17 protein-coding genes are annotated in these 20219 nt (G+C 59.6%); 16 read left to right on the top strand and 1 reads right to left on the bottom strand.

Going from position 1 to position 20219, the window contains the following annotated elements:
• The first annotated feature begins 40 nt into the window (after positions 1 to 40).
• From GH975_RS07540 to GH975_RS07480, 13 genes are all read left to right on the top strand, one after another.
• Complete coding sequence (locus GH975_RS07540) at positions 41 to 2098, top strand: NADH:flavin oxidoreductase (RefSeq protein WP_153713936.1); 2058 nt, start codon at positions 41 to 43, stop codon at positions 2096 to 2098.
• Between the two features lies 1 nt (position 2099).
• Entirely contained in the window at positions 2100 to 3989 is a 1890-nt protein-coding gene (locus GH975_RS07535) for a DUF3483 domain-containing protein (protein WP_153713935.1), read from the top strand.
• A 2-nt stretch (positions 3990 to 3991) separates the two neighbouring features.
• The gene (locus tag GH975_RS07530) at positions 3992 to 5077 is read left to right on the top strand and encodes an electron transfer flavoprotein subunit alpha/FixB family protein (protein WP_153713934.1); all 1086 of its coding nucleotides are present in this window, start codon (positions 3992 to 3994) and stop codon (positions 5075 to 5077) included.
• Positions 5074 to 5832, top strand: a complete 759-nt coding sequence (locus tag GH975_RS07525; protein ID WP_153713933.1) for a hypothetical protein — start codon at positions 5074 to 5076, stop codon at positions 5830 to 5832. Before GH975_RS07530 ends, GH975_RS07525 begins: the two co-directional genes overlap by 4 nt.
• A gap of 112 nt (positions 5833 to 5944) precedes the next feature.
• Positions 5945 to 7198: a sarcosine oxidase subunit beta family protein gene (locus tag GH975_RS07520; RefSeq protein ID WP_153713932.1), complete on the top strand. Its 1254-nt coding sequence runs from the start codon at positions 5945 to 5947 to the stop codon at positions 7196 to 7198.
• 12 nt (positions 7199 to 7210) lie between these two features.
• Positions 7211 to 7501 (top strand): sarcosine oxidase subunit delta, encoded by a 291-nt coding sequence (locus GH975_RS07515; protein WP_153713931.1) that lies wholly within the window; start codon positions 7211 to 7213, stop codon positions 7499 to 7501.
• A complete protein-coding gene (locus GH975_RS07510) occupies positions 7498 to 10500 on the top strand; it encodes a sarcosine oxidase subunit alpha family protein (protein ID WP_153713930.1) in 3003 nt (1000 codons plus the stop codon). The genes GH975_RS07515 and GH975_RS07510 overlap by 4 nt, the downstream gene beginning before the upstream one ends.
• Positions 10493 to 11101, top strand: coding sequence for a sarcosine oxidase subunit gamma (locus GH975_RS07505; RefSeq protein ID WP_170272587.1), 609 nt, complete (start codon positions 10493 to 10495; stop codon positions 11099 to 11101). The genes GH975_RS07510 and GH975_RS07505 overlap by 8 nt, the downstream gene beginning before the upstream one ends.
• Positions 11102 to 11241: 140 nt before the next feature.
• On the top strand, positions 11242 to 12108 hold the full coding sequence (gene purU / locus GH975_RS07500; RefSeq protein WP_153713928.1) for a formyltetrahydrofolate deformylase: 867 nt from the start codon (positions 11242 to 11244) through the stop codon (positions 12106 to 12108).
• Positions 12109 to 12111: 3 nt separating this feature from the next.
• Positions 12112 to 13476 (top strand): L-serine ammonia-lyase, encoded by a 1365-nt coding sequence (locus GH975_RS07495; protein WP_153713927.1) that lies wholly within the window; start codon positions 12112 to 12114, stop codon positions 13474 to 13476.
• Positions 13477 to 13490: 14 nt separating this feature from the next.
• The gene (locus GH975_RS07490) at positions 13491 to 14666 is read left to right on the top strand and encodes an aromatic ring-hydroxylating oxygenase subunit alpha (protein ID WP_211365786.1); all 1176 of its coding nucleotides are present in this window, start codon (positions 13491 to 13493) and stop codon (positions 14664 to 14666) included.
• 15 nt (positions 14667 to 14681) lie between these two features.
• Positions 14682 to 15656, top strand: a complete 975-nt coding sequence (locus tag GH975_RS07485; protein WP_407657219.1) for a dipeptidase — start codon at positions 14682 to 14684, stop codon at positions 15654 to 15656.
• Between the two features lie 2 nt (positions 15657 to 15658).
• The gene (locus GH975_RS07480; RefSeq protein ID WP_153713925.1) at positions 15659 to 16189 is read left to right on the top strand and encodes a DUF5943 domain-containing protein; all 531 of its coding nucleotides are present in this window, start codon (positions 15659 to 15661) and stop codon (positions 16187 to 16189) included.
• 1 nt (position 16190) lies between these two features.
• Here the strand turns inward: GH975_RS07480 and GH975_RS07475 are convergent, their stop codons facing one another.
• The gene (locus GH975_RS07475; RefSeq protein ID WP_153713924.1) at positions 16191 to 17237 is read right to left on the bottom strand and encodes a GlxA family transcriptional regulator; all 1047 of its coding nucleotides are present in this window, start codon (positions 17235 to 17237) and stop codon (positions 16191 to 16193) included.
• An 89-nt stretch (positions 17238 to 17326) separates the two neighbouring features.
• Between GH975_RS07475 and GH975_RS07470 the strand changes: the two genes are divergently transcribed.
• The 3 genes from GH975_RS07470 to GH975_RS07460 all read left to right on the top strand — a co-directional run bounded on the left by GH975_RS07470 (position 17327) and on the right by GH975_RS07460 (position 20213).
• The gene (locus GH975_RS07470; RefSeq protein WP_153713923.1) at positions 17327 to 17563 is read left to right on the top strand and encodes a hypothetical protein; all 237 of its coding nucleotides are present in this window, start codon (positions 17327 to 17329) and stop codon (positions 17561 to 17563) included.
• Between the two features lie 93 nt (positions 17564 to 17656).
• A complete protein-coding gene (locus GH975_RS07465; protein ID WP_153713922.1) occupies positions 17657 to 18784 on the top strand; it encodes a hybrid-cluster NAD(P)-dependent oxidoreductase in 1128 nt (375 codons plus the stop codon).
• On the top strand, positions 18774 to 20213 hold the full coding sequence (locus tag GH975_RS07460) for an aldehyde dehydrogenase family protein (protein ID WP_246164699.1): 1440 nt from the start codon (positions 18774 to 18776) through the stop codon (positions 20211 to 20213). Before GH975_RS07465 ends, GH975_RS07460 begins: the two co-directional genes overlap by 11 nt.
• The last annotated feature ends 6 nt before the right edge of the window (positions 20214 to 20219 follow it).

Genomic DNA, 20219 nt, shown 5'->3' with positions numbered 1-20219 from the left:
TGCGATGGTCATTCAATAATAAACATCGGATCGCCTCAGCATGAAATATGAAAACCTATTTACGCCGCTTCAGATCAATCAGGTCACCGTCCGTAACCGGATCATGTCGACCGCGCATGCGGAGGTGTATGCCGAGAACAACCTAACGACCGAGCGTTACGTCAACTACTACGAAGAAAAAGCCAAAGGCGGGGTCGGTTTGGCCATCTGTGGCGGCTCATCCCCGGTGTCCCGCGATCAGCCTCAGCAGTGGTGGAGCGCGGTCGACTTGACCCATGATCGTTGTATCGAGCCGCTCGGAAACTTGGCCGAGGCGATGCACCGCCACGGCGCAAAAATCATGATCCAAGCGACCCACATGGGGCGTCGCAACGCCTATTGGGGTGGTGATTGGCCACACCTGGTCAGCCCCAGCGGAATCCGCGAGCCGGTCCACCGCGGTACCGCCAAGATTATCGAGCCGCACGAAATCCAGCGCATCATTGATGACTTTGGCCGGGCTGCCATTCGTGTCCGTGATGCGGGTTTGGATGGCATCGAGATTTCCTGTGCCCACCAGCACCTGATTGACCAGTTTTGGTCGCCCCGGACCAACAAGCGAACGGACCAGTGGGGCGGCAGTTTGGAAAATCGGATGCGCTTTGGGATGGAGGTGTTTGCCAAAATCCGCGAAGCCGTGGGCGCCGATTTTGCGGTTGGCATGCGCATGTGTGCGGATGAATTTCACCCCGATGGGTTGAGCCACGACGACTTTAAAGAAATCGCCCAGGCCATGGATCAAAGTGGCATGGTCGATTTTATCAGCGTGGTCGGTTCAGGCGCGGATACCCACAACACCTTGGCTAACTGCATGCCGCCGATGGCATTGCCGCCCGAACCCTTTTTGGATTTGGCTGCCAGCATCAAATCCGTGGTCAAGGTGCCGGTCATGCATGCCCAAGGTATCCGCGACCCAAATCAGGCCGAACGGGCGCTGTCCCAGGGCATGGTTGACCTGGTTGGTATGACCCGCGGCATGATCGCCGACCCGCACATGATCAATAAAATCCGCGACGGCAAGGAAACGCAAATACGTCAATGCGTCGGTGCGAATTACTGCATCGACCGCCAGTACCTGGGTCAGGATGTGTTGTGCGTGCAAAACGCGGCGACCTCGCGCGAGCGGTTTATGCCCCATCAGATCGAGCGCACCGATGGGCCGCTGCGAAAAATTGTGGTGGTGGGAGCTGGGCCGGCCGGCATGGAAGCGTCGCGCGTTGCGCGCGAACGCGGTCATGAGGTGGTGCTGTTTGAAGCCGCCGGTGCGGTCGGGGGTCAAATCAACCTAGCGGCGAAAGCGCCACAGCGCGATCAAATGGCCGGTATCGTGCGCTGGTTTGATATGGAACTGCAGCGCCTGGGCGTGGATGTGCGCTTGAACACCTGGGCGGACGAGGCTGCAATTTTGGCCGAACAGCCGGACATCGTGGTGTTGGCGACGGGTGGTTCAGCCGGCATCGATGAAAACCCCGAGTGGGGCGCGGCCGAGGGACTGGCGGTGTCGTCGTGGGACATTTTGTCGGGCAAGGTCGCGCCCAAAGACAACGTGCTGGTGTACGACGTGATGGGTCAACATGCCGGTACCGGCACCGCGGACTTCATCAGCAATAAAGGGTCCCGGGTTGAAATCGTGACGCCGGAGCCGAAAGTGGCGGACGACGTCGGCGGCACCACATTCCCGATCTTTTACCGCCGCACTTACGGTCAAGGCATCATGATGACGCCGAATTACTGGTTGACCCGCGCCTACGCCGAGGGCGACAAAGTGATCGCGGTGCTGATGAACGAGTACACCGAGGAGCACGAGGAGCGCGAGGTCGATCAGCTGGTCATTGAAAACGGCATTGTGCCCAACGATGGCCTTTACTGGACCTTGCGCGAGCGCTCCAGCAACGGCGGCATTACCGACATGGACCAACTGTACGATCACATCCCGCAATCGGCCTTGACCAGCATTCCGGCGGGCCAGTTCGCGCTGTTCCGGGTGGGTGACTGTATCTCGATGCACAACATTCACGGCGCCATTTACGACGCCCTGCGCATCGCCAAGGACTTCTAACATGAGCGCGTTGATTAGCTTGCTGTGGGGCGTTGCGGTCATTGGTTTTGTGGTCGGCGTAATGCGCCGGGTCAGCCTGTGGGGCCAGGGGCAATCGGCCCGCGCTGCGCTGCCGCTGTCGTTATTGTTGACGATACCCAAACGCTATCTGGTCGATCTGCATCACATTGTTGCGCGTGATCGCTACATTGCCCGGACCCACGTGGCTGCCGCCGGCGGTGTGGTTGGGTCGTTTGTGATGTTGGGGGTGGTGTACGTCGCCGGGTTTCGCAACGGCCTCAGTTACGGGCTGCTGTGGGGGTTATTGGCGCTGGGTTTAATCGGCGCCTTATTTGTCGCCCGCCGGCGGCTGGTTAAACCCGAGCGCCTGTCGGGCGGGCCCTGGATGGCGGTGCCTTATAGCCTGTTTGCCTATGGCCTGGGTTTTTTAATGCTGACACTGGCCGAGTCGCGCGCGATCGACCCCGCCTTGCCCTGGGCATTGATCGGCGGTGGCTTGGCGGTCATAGGGTTGATCGAAATCACCGGTGGCGCCTTGTTGAGCCGACCGCTGAAGCATGTGTTGTCGGGCTCCGTGCATCTGGCCTTTCACCCGCGTCAGGATCGCTTCGACTCGGTCGGTCAGTTATCGACCGACCTCAAACCAATCGACAGCGAGGCCGCCCAATACGGCGTTGGCCATGTGCATGACTTTGAGTGGAATCGCCTGCTCAGCTTTGACGCCTGTGTCGAGTGCGGCAAGTGCGAGGCCGCATGCCCAGCATTCGCGGCCGGCCAGCCACTGAACCCTAAAAAACTGATTCAAGACCTGGTCGCCGGCATCGAGGATCGCAGCGACGCGCGTTACGCAGGCTCACCGACGCCGGGTCTGGCGGTGGGCCAGCACCACCCTGGCTTGGACGGCGACATCATTCCCAGTCTGATCGAGGAGCAAACGCTGTATGCCTGCACCACCTGCCGGGCCTGTGTCAACGAGTGCCCGATGATGATCGAGCACGTGGACGCCATCGTTGACATGCGGCGCTTTGTCGCGCTCGAGCAGGGCGGTGTGCCCGGCAACGCCAATGCCGCACTGGATGCGTTGCGCCACACCGACACGGTCGGCGGGTTTGATGTCAGTCAACGCGGCAACTGGAGCATCGATTTGGATTTGCCGGTGGCGAGCCCCGGGCACGCCGTTGACTACCTGTTTTGGAGTGGTGAATCGGCATTCGAATTACGCAATCAAAAGACCCTGCGCCTGCTCGCCAAGCTGATGAAAAAAGCCGGGTTGTCGGTCGCCGTGATGGGCGGCCGCGAGCTGGATACGGGCGACGTTGCCCGCCGCTTGGGTGACGAATTGCTGTTTCAAAACCTGGCCGAGCGCAACCTGGCGCGTTTGGCCGAGCTGGATTTCAAACAGATCGTGACCATCGATCCGCACGCGTTTCACGCCCTGGGCCAAGAATACCGGGCCTTCGGTGGCGACCTTGATGTGCTCCACCATACCCAGTTGCTGAATGCGTTAGTTCAAAGCGGCCAATTGACGATCAGTCAGCGGCTGTCGCTGGGCACCTTGACCTACCACGACCCCTGCTATTTGGGGCGGTACAACGGCGAGGTCGATGCGCCGCGCGCGCTGCTGAAGGCGATTACCGATGATTTTGTCGATATGCAGCGCTCGGCCATGGACAGCCGCTGTTGCGGGTGGGGCGGCGGTGCCGCGTTCAGCGACATACCCGGCGAGCGCCGAATTCCGGACATGCGCATGGATGACATTCATCAGGTCGCAGCCAACACCGTGGCGGTCGCCTGTCCGAATTGCATGACCATGTTGGACGGCGTGGTGCAAAGCCAAACCGAGGTGGTCGATATCGTTGAACTGGTGGCCGATGCCGTGGGAGTGGCCTGAGCATGAAGCGAATCAATCGATTTAGCCAAGACCGCGGCTTTATGACCGCATCCGGCGTCAAACGCATTGCGCGTGGGCGTGATGTGTCCGGTGAAGATCAGACCCCGATCGCCGCGGCGGTCAAGCCGGTGCGCGATCATGCCGATGCCGAGCGCCGGATCATGCTGTGTTTACAGGCCAAGTCCGGCGCTCTGTCGACTTTGGATCGCGAAGTCGCCTACGTCGCCCGCGCGCTGGCTGAATTGAATGGCGATACCGCGGTGGTGCTGGTGCTGTTTGGTCAGCTTGATCAACCGCAGTGCCTGGCGGATATGGGGATTGACGAAGTGGCCGAGTGGGTCGACGAATCAATCGAGCACTACCAGCCGGAGGCCAAAGTCGAGGCGCTGTTTGGTGAATACCAGCGGGTCCAGCCCCAGCATGTGCTGTTCGCGGAAAGCGCCCAGGGCGACTCGGATTTGGCGCGTCGATTCGCGGTGCGTGCCGGGCTCAGTTTGGCCACCGATGTGTTTGAGGTGTCCGATGCGGGTGTGCGCCGTGCGTGCGGCAATGGGCGCTACCACGCCCACGCACTCTTGCCTGCGGTGATTGCGCTGCGCGCCGGTACCACTGGGGCGCTGGATTTGGAGTTTACGACGGCGGTCGACGCGCAGTCCCACGCGCTGGGGTTGACCGCGGGCGATGAAGACCTGTTCAGCCTGCCGTCGGACGATATACCGCTGGTCGAGGCGGACTTTGTGATTTCGGCCGGCAACGGGGTGGCCAACATGGACACCTTTCACGCCTTGGCGGCGGCCTTGGGCGCCAGTATTGGTGGCAGCCGCGTGGTGGTTGACGACGGCAAGTTGCCCCGCGAGCGCCAAGTCGGCGCAACCGGTCAGATTGTCCGGGCCCAGGTCTACTTGGCGATTGGCATTTCCGGTGCTGTGCAGCACTTGCAGGGCATCAAGGAGTGTTCGACGGTGATCGCGGTTAACAATGACCCCAGTTGTGACATGGTCAAACGGGCTGATTTGAGCATCATCGCGGATGCGGAAAGCTGGATGCAGCAAATGATCGAACGCTTGAAGGCGAGGGTAGACGCATGAATATTACGGTCTGTGTGTCATTGGCCCGTCATCCCAAAAGCGGGCGCCTGATGTTGGCGCCGAATGACGCCCGGGCGCTGGCGGTGGCGCGTTCATTGGTGGATAAGCCGCGGCTGGTGCACGTCGGCCCTAAAGGCCATGAATGGGCGCTGCGCCAGTACTTGGGGCTGGGTTTTGAGCGCATTCAACGGATCGAGCCGAACAGCGATGATATCGCCGCGCTGTTGGCTGGCTTTTTGTTGAGCACGGGGCCGCATGATCTGGTGCTGTGCGGTCATCAGGCGCAGGGCCAGGACGACAGTGGAACCTTGCCTTACCTGGTGGCTGCGTCGCTGGGCATGGCGCTGGTGGATCAGGTGCTCGGCCTGGCGGCAGATGGCGATGGATTCGATGCCACTCAGTTTTTGCCCAAGGGCAAACGCCGGGTGATGCGGATTGCCCAGGGCACGGTGGTGACGGTCTCGCAGAACGCGCCGCTGACGCTTGAATACGTGGCGCGGCGTGCTCGAACGGGCGTTATTGTTGAGGCTCAGGCGACGCCACTGCTGGTCAGCTCGACCGCCGTGATGTGGACCCAAGAGCCGGCCAAGCCCGGCCACCAGCGCCTGACCATTAAAAGCACGAAATCCGGCTGGGATCGATTCAGCCAGCGCATGGCGGTCAGTGCCGGCGGCGGCGAGGTGATCCGTGGTGACGACCCGGAGGCCGCCAGCCGCGTACTGGATCTGTTGGCGTCCAAGGGCCTGATTTCCTGACACTGTCGTAGACAGGCAACCGTGGGGCGTCGGCGTGTATGCGCGTCGCCCCGCTTGAGCCGTACCCTTTTAACCACTGAAAACCTTGCGTCCCCACGATTTGGAGCACGTTATGCAACGTTATTCCGGCTTTGGCTTGGCCAAGCACACGCTCAGCCACCATGAAAATTGGCAGCGCGTTTGGCGCAACCCGAAACCTAAGGATCACTACGATGTGATTATTGTCGGCGGTGGCGGCCACGGCTTGGCGACGGCGTACTATTTGGCCAAAGAACACGGCATTACCAATGTGGCCGTGATCGAAAAAGGCTTTTTGGGCGGCGGTAACACCGGGCGCAACACCACCATCGTGCGTTCGAACTACCTGTGGGATGAGGCGGCGCACCTGTACGAGCACGCCATGGGCCTGTGGGAAGGGCTCAGCCAGGATTTGAACTACAACGTGATGTTCTCCCAGCGCGGCGTATTAAACCTGGGCCATAACCTCCAAGACATGCGCGATATCCAGCGCCGGGTTAACGCCAACCGTTTGAACGGCATTGACGGTGAAGTACTGGACACCCAAGGCGTCCAGGCCATTGTGCCGCATCTGGATTGTTCGCCGAACGCGCGTTACCCGGTGCTGGGGGCGTCGTGGCAGCCGCGTGCTGGCGTTGCTCGTCACGACGCCGTGGCCTGGGGCTATGCGCGCGGTGCCGACGCGCTGGGTGTGGATTTGATTCAGCAAACCGAAGTCATTGATTTAAAGATCGAGGACGGCGCCATTACCGGGGTCCAGACCAAGCAACACGGCCTGATCAAGGCGGGCAAGGTGGGCTGTGTGGTGGCCGGCAACTCGAGTGTGCTGGCGAATATGGCGGGCTTTGATTTGCCGCTGGAATCGCACCCCTTGCAGGCCTTGGTGTCCGAGCCGATTAAACCGATTTTAGACACGGTGGTGATGTCCAACGCCGTGCACGGCTACGTCAGCCAGTCCGACAAGGGCGATTTGGTCATTGGCGCCGGCATCGATGGCTACAACGGCTATGGCCAGCGCGGTTCGTACCATACGATTGAGCACACCGTTCAGGCGATCGTCGAGATGTTCCCGATCTTCAGCCGTGTACGCATGAACCGCCAGTGGGGCGGTATCGTCGACACCTGCCCCGACGCCTGCCCGATTCTGTCCAAGACTCCGGTTGAGAACCTGTATTTCAACTGCGGCTGGGGCACCGGTGGCTTTAAGGCCACGCCCGGTTCGGGCAACGTTTTTGCGGCCAGCCTGGCGAAGGGTGAAATGCACCCGTTAGCGGCGCCGTTTTCAATTGATCGTTTTCACACCGGTGCGCTTGTCGATGAGCATGGCGCGGCCGGCGTGGCGCACTGATAGGAATCGACCATGCTGCATATTTTTTGCCCGCACTGCGGCGAGCACCGCGAAGAAGAAGAGTTCCACGCCAAAGGCCAGGCCCACATCAAGCGCCCGGTGGATCCGGACGCCTGTAGCGACCAAGAGTGGGGCGACTATCTGTACTTCCGTAAAAACCCCAAGGGTATCCACCACGAAATGTGGGTGCATGCACTGGGCTGTCGTAAGTTTTTCAACGTCACCCGCGACACCCTGACCTACGACATCAAAGAAACCTACAAAATCGGCGAACAGCCCCGTGTCACCGGAGACAACGCATGAGCCAAGGCAACCGACTGCCACAGGGCGGGCGCATCAACCGTGGCAAGCCCGTTAATTTCAAGTACCGCGGTAAAAGCTATCAGGGCTTTGAGGGCGATTCGTTGGCCTCGGCGTTGTTGGCCAATGGGATTAACCTAGTCGGGCGCAGTTTCAAGTACGGGCGCCCGCGCGGGATCATGGCCGCCGGCGCTGACGAGCCCAACGCACTGTTGCAACTGGGGGCCAGCGAAGCGACCCAAGTGCCCAACGTGCGCGCGACCCAACAAGAGCTGTTCGATGGCTTGGTGTGCGAGCCGGTCAGCGGCTGGCCCAGTGTCGAATTTGATTTAAAGAGCATCGCAGGCACCTTGGGCGGCAGCCTGATGGCGCCGGGTTTTTACTACAAAACCTTCATGTGGCCAGCCAAGCTGTGGATGACTTACGAGCACTACATCCGCAAGGCCGCCGGCCTGGGCCGGTCGCCGCTGGAAACGGATCCCGATCAGTACGACGTGATGAATCAACACTGCGACCTGTTGGTGGTCGGCGGCGGGCCTGCGGGTTTGGCGGCGGCGCTGACGGCCGGTCGCGGCGGCAAGCGCGTGCTGTTGGTGGACGAGCAAAACGAATGGGGTGGCTATTTGCTGGCCAGCCCGGAATTGATCGACGGTCAACCGGCGATGCAGTGGGTCGACGCGGCGGTGGCTGAACTGCACGCCATGGCCAACGTTGAGTTGATGACGCGGGCGACCGCGAACGGCTATCACGACCACAGCTTCGTTACGGTGCACCAGCGCTTGACCGAGCACCTGAGTGATCGTGCGCCGGTCGGACAGGTGCGCTCGCGCATGCACCGGGTCCGTGCGCACGAAGTAATTTTGGCCACCGGCGCTCACGAGCGCCCGCTGGTTTACGGCAACAATGACATCCCCGGCTGCATGGTGGCGGGGGCCATTTCGACGTACATTCGCCGCTACGGCGTGCGTCCGGGTCAACGCTTGGTGGTCATGACGACCAACGATTATGGCTACCAGTGTGCGATCGACTGGGCCGCCAGCGGCGGCACTGTGGTGGCCGTGGTTGATACCCGGGCCAACCCGGAAAGCGCAACGATCGGTGCGGCGCGCGACGCCGGATTGACCGTGCTGACCGGCCAGGCCGTGATCGATGTGCGCGGCGGCAAGGCGGTTGAAGGCGTCTATGTGGCTCCGATCAGTGCCGATGGCAATCGAGTGGACGGGCCCGTGCGCCAACTGCAATGCGACACGGTTGGATCCAGCGGCGGTTACAGCCCAGTTGTGCACTTATCGGCCCACTTGGGGTGCCGTCCGCTGTGGGATCAAGAAAAATTGGGGTTTGTGCCGAATGTGACCTTTAAGCACCTGCACTGTGCCGGTGGCGTTGAGGGCGAGTATGCGCTGGGTACGGTGCTGGCGCGGGCGATCGAACGCGCCGCCGCGGCCTGTGACGTCGCGCCGATCGCACCACCGCGGGTCGAGGATGTGGCGGTGGCGCCGGCCATGGCGCTGTTTCAAGTGCCGCACACCGCGCGCACATCGCGTGCCCCGAAACAATTTGTCGACTACCAAAACGACGTTACCGCGTCGGCGATTGAGCTGGCGTGTCAAGAAGGCTTCGAGTCAATTGAACACGTCAAGCGCTACACCGCGCTCGGATTTGGCACCGACCAAGGCAAATTGAGCAACATCAACGGCGTGGCCATTACCGCCAAGGCGCTGAACAAACCGATCAGCGAAACCGGCACCACCATGTTCCGGCCGAACTACACGCCGGTGACCTTTGGCGCCATTGCCGGTCGAAACGCCGCGGCCTTATTTGACCCCAAGCGCTACACCGCCATGCAGCCGTGGCATGAAGCCCAGGGCGCCGTGTTCGAAGACGTCGGCCAGTGGAAGCGGCCGTGGTATTTCCCCCAGCACGGCGAGACGCTGGACCAGGCGGTCAACCGTGAAGCCAAGGCGGTGCGCGATTCGGTCGGTATTCTGGATGCCTCGACGCTGGGTAAAATTGATGTCCAAGGACCGGATGCGCGTGAATTCATGGGCCGGGTCTACACCAACGCCTGGGCTAAATTGGGCATTGGTAAGTGCCGTTACGGTCTGATGTGTGGCGAGGATGGCATGCTGTTTGATGACGGTGTGACCGCCTGTTTAGGCGACAACCACTTCATCATGACCACCACCACGGGTGGCGCGGCACGGGTCTACGAGTGGCTCGAATTGTGGCACCAAACGGAATGGCCGGAACTGGAGGTGTACTTCAATACCGTCACCGATCAGTGGGCGACCACGACGATATCCGGTCCGAACAGCCGCAAGGTGCTGCAAAAGCTGACCGATGCCGAGCTGTCGGGCGAGGCCTTTAAGTTCATGGACTGGCAGGCGGCCACGATCGCCGGCGTACCGGGACGAATCTTCCGTATTTCGTTCACCGGCGAAGCCAGCTACGAAATTAACGTGCCGGCGCACTACGGTTTGCACGTCTGGGAAGCGGCGATTGAAGCCGGGGCCGAGTTTAATATTACCCCCTACGGCACCGAGACCATGCACGTGCTGCGGGCGGAAAAGGGCTTCATTATCGCCGGTCAAGACACCGACGGCTCGGTTCATCCCTTTGATTTGAACCATGGCTGGGCGGTCGGCATGAAGAAACCCTTCCCGTTCATCGGCAAGCGCGGCATGCAGCGCGCGGACTGTGTGCGCGACGACCGCAAACAGCTGGTCGGCCTGAAAACCATCGACCCCAAAGCCGTCTTGCAAGAGGGTGCCCAGGCTGTGTTCGACCCCAATGGCGCCATTCCCATGACCATGGTCGGCCACGTGACCTCGAGTTACTGGAGCCCGAACTGTGGACACAGTATTGCTATGGCGCTGATCAAAGGCGGCCTTAATCGCATGGGTGAAAAAGTCTATTTCCCGGGTGTCGATGGTCGAACCATCGAAGCGGAGATTTGCTCGCCCGTGTTCTTTGACCCCGAAGGAGCGCGTCAAAATGTCTGAGTTATTTTCGGTCGTGCCCCAGCACAGCGAAACGGTTCAAGGGATCACCCCGATCCAATCGCGGCATGCGAACACGGCGTTTTCCAGTGACCGTATTGGGCTGCGTGAGTTGCCGCTGTGCGGGCAATTTAACCTGCGCATTAAGCCGGACAATGCCGAGCAAATGGCCATTGCGGCGTCGATGTTGGGCGGTGATTTGCCGACCCAGGTGTTGACCAGCGTGGTCCATGGCGATGTGCGTATTAACTGGGTCGCCCCGGATGATTGGCTGGTCATTATGCCGTGGGATCAAGCGCGTACCTTTGAGGCGGACTACCGTGCCAAGCAGGTCGGGCACTACTCGATTGTCGACATTAGCGGCGGCCAAACCTTGGTCGAGCTGTCGGGCCCCGCGGCCCGCGCGGTGCTTAAAAAATCGACCCCAGTTGACGTCCATCCGGACGCTTTTGCGATCGGCAAAACCGTTGGTACTGCGTTTGCCAAAAGTGCCGCCAGTATCACCCGGACCGACAGCGACTGTTACTTGTTGGTGATCCGTCGCAGCTTTGCCGATTACCTGTGGGATTGGCTGCTCGATGCCAGTGCCGAGTTTCGTGGCTGATTAGGGCGCGATCAGCGGCCATTTCCTAGCAAAAGACGTCGCCTATCGGCATGTATAGGCGGCGGAGCTCGGCCATGATGAGGCCATCAACGGTGCCAGCCACCGGATCGGTTGGCGCTCAATTTCGCGATGGAATCAACATGCCTAATAATAAAAGCTGGGTCTTTGCGGCCCAATGCGACAGCATCCTCGGCACGGTCGATGTGTGCACCCATTTCATGGCGCAAAACTGCCTGTATATTGATGAAATTCAGTCGTTTGACGATAAAACGGATGTCGGCTTTTTCATCCGTATTGCGTTTCGCCCGGAAGGCGACGACTTTGACGCGGCGACCTTTGGTGCGCTGTTCCAGCCCCAAGCTGATCGCTTTAATATGACGTGGAGCCTGACCGCGCCGGATCACCGTGAGCGGGTCGCGATCATGGTTTCCAAATACGATCACTGTCTGAACGATCTGTTGTACCGCTACCGCACCGGCAACATGCTGGACATTGAAATCCCGCTGATTATTTCCAATCACCCAGATTTGCAAGGCCTGGCCGAGTGGCACGATATCCCTTACTACCACTTGCCGATCAGCAAAGACACCAAGCCGGCCCAGGAAGCGAAAATCCGTGAGCTGCTGGAACAGTACGACATTGATTTGGTGGTGTTGGCGCGTTACATGCAGGTGATGTCGCCGGCGATGTGCGAATACCTGGATGGGTGGGCGATCAACATCCACCACTCGCTGTTACCCGGATTCAAGGGCGCCAAGCCCTATCACCAGGCCTGGGCGAAGGGCGCCAAAATGGTTGGCGCGACGGCTCACTACATTAACAACGACTTGGACGAGGGCCCGATTATCACCCAGGGCATCCAAGACGTTGACCACACCTTTTACCCCGAAGACCTGGTTCGCGTGGGCCAGGACGTCGAGCGCGTGGTGTTGGCCAAGGCGGTCCGTTTGCACGTGTCCAAACGGGTGTTCCTGTCCGGTGGTCGCACCGTTGTGTTGAAGGGCTGAGGCATGCACATCGGTGTGTTTGACCTATTCAAAGTGGGGGTCGGCCCGTCCAGCTCTCATACCATGGGGCCGATGGCCGCCTGTTCGCGCTTTTTAGACGAGCTGGCAGGGGCGATTGATCGTGTCGTCCGGGTCGAGGTGGTGCTGTACGGATCCTTGAGTGCCACCGGGCGTGGCCACGCCACCGACCAAGCCTGCCTGGCCGGTCTCAGTGGGCTCAAAGTCGATCAGGTCACGCCTGAATTGTTAAGCGCGGCGGTGATGGCGGCGCGCAACGGCGAGTTGTCGCTGGGTGGTCACCATCGGATCGATTTTTGCGCGGACACGGACCTGGTGTTCAGCGCCGAGTTTTTGGAGGCGCACCCCAATGGCATGACCATTACCGCGTTGGATGCCGCAGGCGCGGCGGTGCACCAGGGCACCTATTTTTCGATTGGCGGGGGCTTTGTTAAAACCGCGGACGAGTTTGACCAGGCCGAGGTCAGCACCACCGACGCACCCTACGAGTTTAACTCGGCGGCGACGCTGTTGAGCCTGTGTCAGCGACACGGTTTCAGCATTTCTAAGTTGATGTTGGAAAACGAAAAAGCCGAGCGCACCTCCAGTGAAATTACCGCGGGGATCAACACCCTGTGGCACGCCATGCGCGAGTGCATTCATGCCGGCATGGACAACCAAGGGGTCTTGCCCGGCGGCTTGAACGTCAAACGGCGGGCGCCGTCGCTGTACCGCCAGCTCAAAAGTGGCCAGCGCTCGAACATGATTTCGTTGTCATTCAACGGCATGGACTGGGTCAATGTATATGCGCTGGCGGTCAACGAAGAAAACGCGGCCGGCGGACGTATGGTGACCGCGCCGACCAATGGCGCGGCCGGTATCGTGCCGGCGGTGTTGATGTGGGTCGCCGAGCAGGGCGACGGCCTGTCGGACAACGACATTCGTGACTTTTTTCTAGCGGCGGCCGCCATCGGTTCGCTGTGCAAAAAGAACGCGTCGATTTCGGGTGCCGAGGTCGGTTGCCAGGGCGAGGTCGGTTCGGCCTGCGCGATGGCGGCGGCGGGGCTGTGCGAAATCCTCGGTGGAACGCCAGAACAGGTCGAAAATGCGGCAGAAATAGGCTTGGAGCACAACCTGGGGTTGACCTGTGATCCCATCGGGGGCTTAGTGCAGGTGCCCTGTATCGAGCGCAATGCGATTGCCGCGGTTAAGGCCATTAACGCGGCCCAAATGGCCTTGTCAGGCGACGGCAAGCACCACGTCTCACTGGACAAAGTGATACGTACCATGCGCGACACGGGTAAAGACATGCAGGCTAAATACAAAGAAACATCGACCGGCGGTTTGGCCGTCAATGCGGTCGAGTGCTAACCCGGAGACGCGCAATGAACGCACCCTCAAATAACCTGATTCCGTTGCTGGACCTGGACGGCGTTGACCGGCCGATCCATCAAGCCACCGGGATGCCGAATGCGATTTACACGGACCCGGCGATGCTGGCGGTTGAGCGCGAAAAGGTTTTTGATCCGACCTGGGCCTGCATCGGCTTTGCCTCGGACGTCGAGGTTAAAGGGGCGGTTAAACCGATCGATTTTATGGGCATGCCGCTACTGCTGGTGCGTGACAAAGACGAACACATCAACGTGTTTCATAACGTCTGTTCGCACCGCGGCGTGCAACTGGTGGACCAACCCAAGGTCATCACCGGCATGCTGTGCTGCCCTTACCATTCCTGGACCTACGATTTGAAAGGTGCGCTCAAAGTGACGCCGCATATCGGTGGCATGAACCAGCACACCCACGACGATTTTGACTGCGCCAAACACGGGCTCAAGTCGGTTCGTAGTCACGTCTGGATGGGCCTGGTGTTCGTCAATTTGTCCGGTGACGCACCGTCATTCGAGTCGCGTTTGCAGCCATTGATGGCGCGCTGGGATGAATTTTTTCCGTCGCGCAACTATGACGCCTTTGTGCCAGATTTAGCCCATGGCGATTTGACCCTGAACATCCAGTGCAACTGGAAGTTGGCGGTCGAAAACTACTGCGAAGCTTACCACCTGCCTTGGGTTCACCCCGACCTGAATACCTATTCAAAGCTGGAAGACCATTACAACATCGAAGACCAGGACTTTTCCGGTCAGGGCAGTCACGCTTACCGACTGAGCGAACATGAAGGTTTCGTGTTGCCGCGAATTGCCGAGTGGCCAGCGGCGCGCATTGAAAACGCCGAGTACATCAGCCTGTTCCCCAATGTGTTGCTCGGGCTGCAGGCGGATCACGCCTTTGCCATGGTGCTGATGCCGCGCGGTCAGGAACAGGTCGAAGAGCGGCTGCGTCTATTTTACGTCGACGAATCGGCTCTGAGCGACGAGCTGCTGCCGGCCCGCACCGCCGTTTTAGAGGCCTGGCGGGTGGTTTTTTCAGAGGATGTCGGGGTGGTAGAGGCGATGCAAAAAGGTCGTCATTCAGCCGGCTTCACCGGGGGTGCTTTTTCCCCGGTCATGGATGGCCCGACCCATATTTTTCATAAATGGCTGGCTCGCCAGTATCAAAATAACTAATAAAAGGGGCTGTGCATGAGCACTGTGCATGACGACGCGATCGTTATTGATGGCTTGGTGATTGCCAAGTGGGACCGTGAACTGTTTGAAGACATGCGCAAGGGGGGCTTGACCGCCGCCAGTTGCACGGTGTCGGTGTGGGAAGGTTTCCAAGACACGGTCAATAACATTGGCGCGATGAACCGGCTGATTGACGACAACAGCGACTTGGTGTTGAAAGTCCGCAGCACCGCGGATATCGCCGCGGCCAAGGCCAATGGCAAGACCGGCGTGATGATGAGCTTTCAAAACGCGCACGCCTTTGAGGACCAATTGAGCTACGTTCAGGCCTTTAAGGACCTGGGCGTGGGCATTGTTCAGATGTGCTACAACACCCAGAACTTGGTTGGCACCGGGTGCTACGAGCGCGATGGCGGATTGTCGGGTTTCGGTCACGAAGTGGTCGCTGAAATGAACCGTGTCGGTGTGTTGTGTGACTTGTCGCATGTCGGTCCCAAGACCAGCGAGGAAGTCATTTTATCGTCCAAAAAGCCCGTGACTTACAGCCATTGCCTGCCCAATGGTTTGAAAGAGCACCCGCGCAACAAGGGTGACGATGAGCTGAAATTTATTGCTGATCACGGCGGTTTTGTTGGCGTCACCATGTTTACGCCCTTTATGAAAAACGGCATCAACTCGACCATCCAAGACTACGTCGAGGCGATTGAGTACATCCTCAACATTGTCGGCGAAGACGCGATTGGCATCGGCACCGACTTCACCCAAGGTCACGGCCATGACTTTTTTGAGTGGCTGACGCACGACAAGGGCTACGCCCGGCGTTTGACCCAGTTTGGCAAGATCGTCAATCCGCGCGGCATTCAAACCTTGGGCGAGTTTCCGAATCTGACCCAGGCGCTGCTGGATCACGGATTTAGCGAGCCTTTGACCCGCAAAATCATGGGCGAGAACTGGGTTCGCGTGCTTAAAGACGTTTGGTTGGAGAACTAATCATGGGCCATCACGCACCTGACATGCCGATTCAAGTTGATGACGACACTGGCGTTTGGACCACCGATGCGTTGCCGATGTTGTATGTCCCGCGGCACTTTTTTATTAATAACCACGTGGCCGTCGAGGAGGCCCTGGGCGCCGATGTCTACGCCGAGGCTCTGTACAAAGCCGGCTACAAATCGGCCTATTTTTGGTGCCAAAAAGAAGCGGCCGAACACGGTTTGGCGGGGGACGCTGTGTTTTTGCACTACATGAAGCGCCTGTCCCAGCGCGGTTGGGGTATTTTCACCACCCAATCACTGGATGTCGCTGCCGGCACCTGCCGTGTGCGGCTGGATCACAGCTCGTTTTACCTGCAGCTAGGCAAGGTCGATCGCAAGGTCGAGTACATGTTTACCGGTTGGTTCGCCGGTGCCATGGATCAAGTCGCCGAAGCCCAGGGAGTGGCGGTTCGAACTCAGGCCCACCAAGTTCAAAGCCAGGCCGAAACCGGGTGTGAGTTTGGGCTGTTTGAAACCACGCCGATCTAGTTTATTTCGACGCGCGGTGTCGCTGTCGGGCCACCGATGGCGACTCGCCAAAGAAGTCTTTAAAGCAGTTGCTGAAGTGTGAGCTGCTGACAAAACCGCAGGCCAGCGAGACACGGGTGATCGAGTCCGAGGTTTGGACCAGCAACCGGTGCGCTTGGGTTAGGCGCAGTTCAAAGTAATAGCGCGACGGCGACGCCGCCAAATGCGTTTGAAATAACCGCTCGACCTGACGCCGGGACAGGTTTACACACGACGCCAACTCTTCACTCGACAGCGGCTCCTCGATGTTCGATCGCATCAGCTGAATCAGGCTGCGCAGCGCCTCGGGTAAACTGGGGTCATCTTGGAGCATTGAGGACGCCGGCGAGTCGGTCACCGATAATTGGTCCGCGGCCAATATTTCACGAATCGCCCGGGCCAGGTCACGGCCACGTTCGTGTTCGATGAAGCTTAACATCACCTCCAGCGTGCTGGCCGGCCCGGCACTGGTCAGTCGATGATCATCCAGCGCAAAGGTTTGATCCGCCAGTCGCACGTTCGGGTATTTCTCGCGCAACAGCGCATGGTTATCCGGGTGCAATGCGCACTGGCGATTGTCCATAACGCCGGCCTGTACCAAGGCCAAAGATCCGTTCCATAGCCCACCCAAAATGACCCCGTTTTGATCCGCGGTGCGCAATTTGTCGAGCAATACGGGCGTGTGCACTAGGGGCGCTCGATAGCCACCCACGACAATCAAAACATCCAGCCCGCGGCCGTCGCGATCGACCTCGATTCGGTTAACCGTACCCTGGGCCTGAAGGTCAATGCCCAGGTCACTGCGAACGCGGGTTTCGCCGACTGAAAATGTTGAATGGGTGAATGCCCGCTGGTGCCCGACCAGGTTGGCCGTGACCAGACTGTCGACGGCAGCGGTAAAGGTCATCATTGAAAAGTTTTCGAGCAGAACGAAGCCCACGCGCAGGCTGCGGCTAGGGGCGCCATCGCCCAAATAGCGGCGGTTGGCGCTTTGCAGTGATTTCGAAAATGAGCGCCGCGTTTCGGACATTGGGCATCGCTTTTATAATAGGCTTTGTGGGCGGAAGTATGCGACGATTTCGACTTCGGTGACCAGTAAAAAGTGAGTGTTTTGTGGTGATGATTGCGGATTTGGTTGACGACGTCGATTTTTGCCAGCGGGTGGCGGTTTACCTGCCGCTAGCAGGCGTGTCAGCACCGGCTGCGGTGACCGCTCAGGTGATCGCCGCATGGCCGAATTTGGACGCGCAAACGCGCCGTGAGTTGGCGGATTTGTGGGGTGCACTGGAGCGGCAATCCGGACTGGTATTGCCCAGCGTGATCGACGCACTGCGCGACCAGCCGCTGCCACCCTAGGCGTCGTATTCACAAAGATTTGTCGTAAAAACGCGGTTTTGTTGTCAGTCCTCTTTGTACTCTGTCAGAAATAGACTGATGGACCCGCCGCGCATGAACTCACCTGCCGCAACCTCAATAAATCAAGACGCGTTTACGCCAGTCAATACCCAGACCTGGGTCAACGGCCGCCACCAAATGCGCTGCGTCAAAGTGATCGAAGAAACCTGGGACGTAAAGACCTTTTGCTTCATGGCCGAACAGCCGCTGATGTTCTTTTTTAAGCCCGGACAGTTTGTCACCCTGGAGCTTGAAATCGACGGCGAGCAAGTCATGCGGTCCTACACGATTTCCAGTTCGCCCTCGGTGCCCTACAGCTTTTCGCTGACCATTAAGCGTCTGCCCGGCGGTCTGGTGTCGAATTGGATGCACGACAACATGAAGTCCGGCGATGAGTTGGTCGTGCACGGGCCGGTCGGTCGTTTCAATGTCATCGATTACCCGTCTGAAAAGGTCATGTTGCTGTCCGGTGGGGTCGGCGTGACACCGCTGATGTCGATGGCGCGCTGGTTGTTCGACACCAATGCGGATGTCGACATCGTGTTTGCGCACAGCTGCCGGACACCCCGCGATGTGATCTACAAGCGCGAGTTGCAACACATGGATTCGCGCATCGAAAACTTTCACTTGCACCTGATTTCTGAACAGGTCGGCGTCGGCCAGAGCTGGTATGGCTACCGCGGCTTTTTGGATGCCACGCGGCTTGAGCTGATGGCCGACGATTTCATGGAGCGCGAGATCTTTTGCTGCGGCCCCAATGCCTACATGGCTGCGGTGCGCGACATTTTGGTGGCGGCGGGCTTTGACATGTCGCGCTACCACGAAGAATCGTTCGGCGAAACACCGGCCGCGGTCGAAGAGCAGGCCATCGAGCAGGCCGAACTGGCGGTCGAGGACGCCGAGGCCGTCGACACCGCCGAGATGAGGGCGGTCGAGTTTTCCAGCGCTGGCAAAAGCGTTCGGGTCGCGCCGGAGGAAACCATTCACGCGGCGGCCTCCAAGCTTGGCATCCATATTCCCAAGGCGTGCGGCATGGGTATCTGCGGTACCTGCCGCGTTCAGGTCATCAGTGGCGATGCGGTGATGGAGCACAACGGCGGCATTACTGATGACGAAATCGCAGAGGGCTACGTGTTGTCCTGCTGCAGCGTTCCCGCTTCAGATTTGGTGGTTGACTATTAGTATTGGAAAAAATTATATCGGCGGCCAATGGGTTGTCGGCGGCGCCGGCGAATTGGCGGTCACGGATCCGGCCACCGGCGCACTGATCCAACATCAGGCTCTGGCTGACGCGGCTGACGTCGACGCTGCGGTCGGCGCCGCGCGTGCGCTGGTCAATTCGCGCGCACTAAGCGGCCTGCGTCCGGTCGAGCGTGGGCGCATGGTGCGTCGGATGGGCGAGTTTTTACTACTCCATTGCGACGAGATTGCCCGGCTGTTGTCGCGCGAATCCGGCAAGCCGCTGTGGGAAGCCGTGATTGAAGTCGAGGGCAGCGCGCGCTATTTCGAGTACTACGGCAACCAGGCCGAAACCGTCGAGGGCCGGTCGATCCCACTGGGTGATGACTACTTTGACTTTACTGTGCACGAACCGATGGGCATTTCAGCCCAGGTCATCCCGTGGAATTACCCGCTGGAAATGACCGCGCGCTCGTTGTCGGCGGCGCTGGCCACGGGCAATGCCTGCATCATCAAGAGCCCGGAACTGGATCCGCTGAGTTGTGCGTATTACGCGTTGGCCGCCGAATACGCCGGATTGCCCGCGGGTGCGGTGAATGTGCTGTGCGGTCACGGCCACCACGCGGGTGCTGCGCTGGTCGCTCACCCGGGTATTAACCAGGTGGTGTTCACCGGTTCCGTCCAGACCGGCATCGCGATTGGCCAGGCCGCGGCCGCCAACGTGGTGCCCTGTGTGTTGGAGCTGGGCGGCAAAAGCGCAGCCATCGTGCGCACCGACGCCGACCTGGATAACCTGATTGGCAACATTCGCTGGGGCATATTTTTCAACGCCGGTCAGGTCTGCTCGGCCATGAGTCGTGTGATTGCTCACGCCGATGTGTATGACCGGGTGGTCGAGGCGGCGGCTGGTTTAGCCAGCCAGATCAGCACCGGCCCAGGCATTGAACGCGAGCAAATGGGCCTGAACATGGGTGCGCTGGTCAGCCTGGGTCAACGTGACCGGGCCCAGGGTATGGTCACCGAAGCGGCACGCCAGGGCGCGCGCGTGGTAGCCGGTGGCGTCGCCAGCGAGCAGGGCGCGTTTTTAACGCCGACTGTACTGGCAGGCGTCGAGCCCAGCATGAATATCGCCCAGGACGAAGTATTCGGTCCGGTGTTGTCCGTCATTAAGGCGCATGATGACGTGCAAGCACTGGCGATCGCTAATGGCACCGACTACGGCTTGGTCGCCGGCGTATTTAGCCGCGATATCAGTGCCAGCATGGGGCTGGCACGTGACCTTCGGGCGGGTCAAGTCTTTATCAATGAATGGTTCGCCGGCGGCGTCGAGACGCCCTTTGGCGGCTACGGCAAGAGTGGCTATGGCCGTGAAAAAGGGCGCGAGGCGTTGTGGAATTACGTCCAAACCAAGAATATTGCGGTGCGGATTTAGCCCGCA

It is taken from the genome of Litorivicinus lipolyticus (assembly GCF_009650135.1).
Classification (GTDB): Bacteria; Pseudomonadota; Gammaproteobacteria; order Pseudomonadales; family Litorivicinaceae; genus Litorivicinus; species Litorivicinus lipolyticus.
Note: the sequence above shows the minus strand (reverse complement) of the source record. Positions and strands in the feature narration are given on the sequence as shown.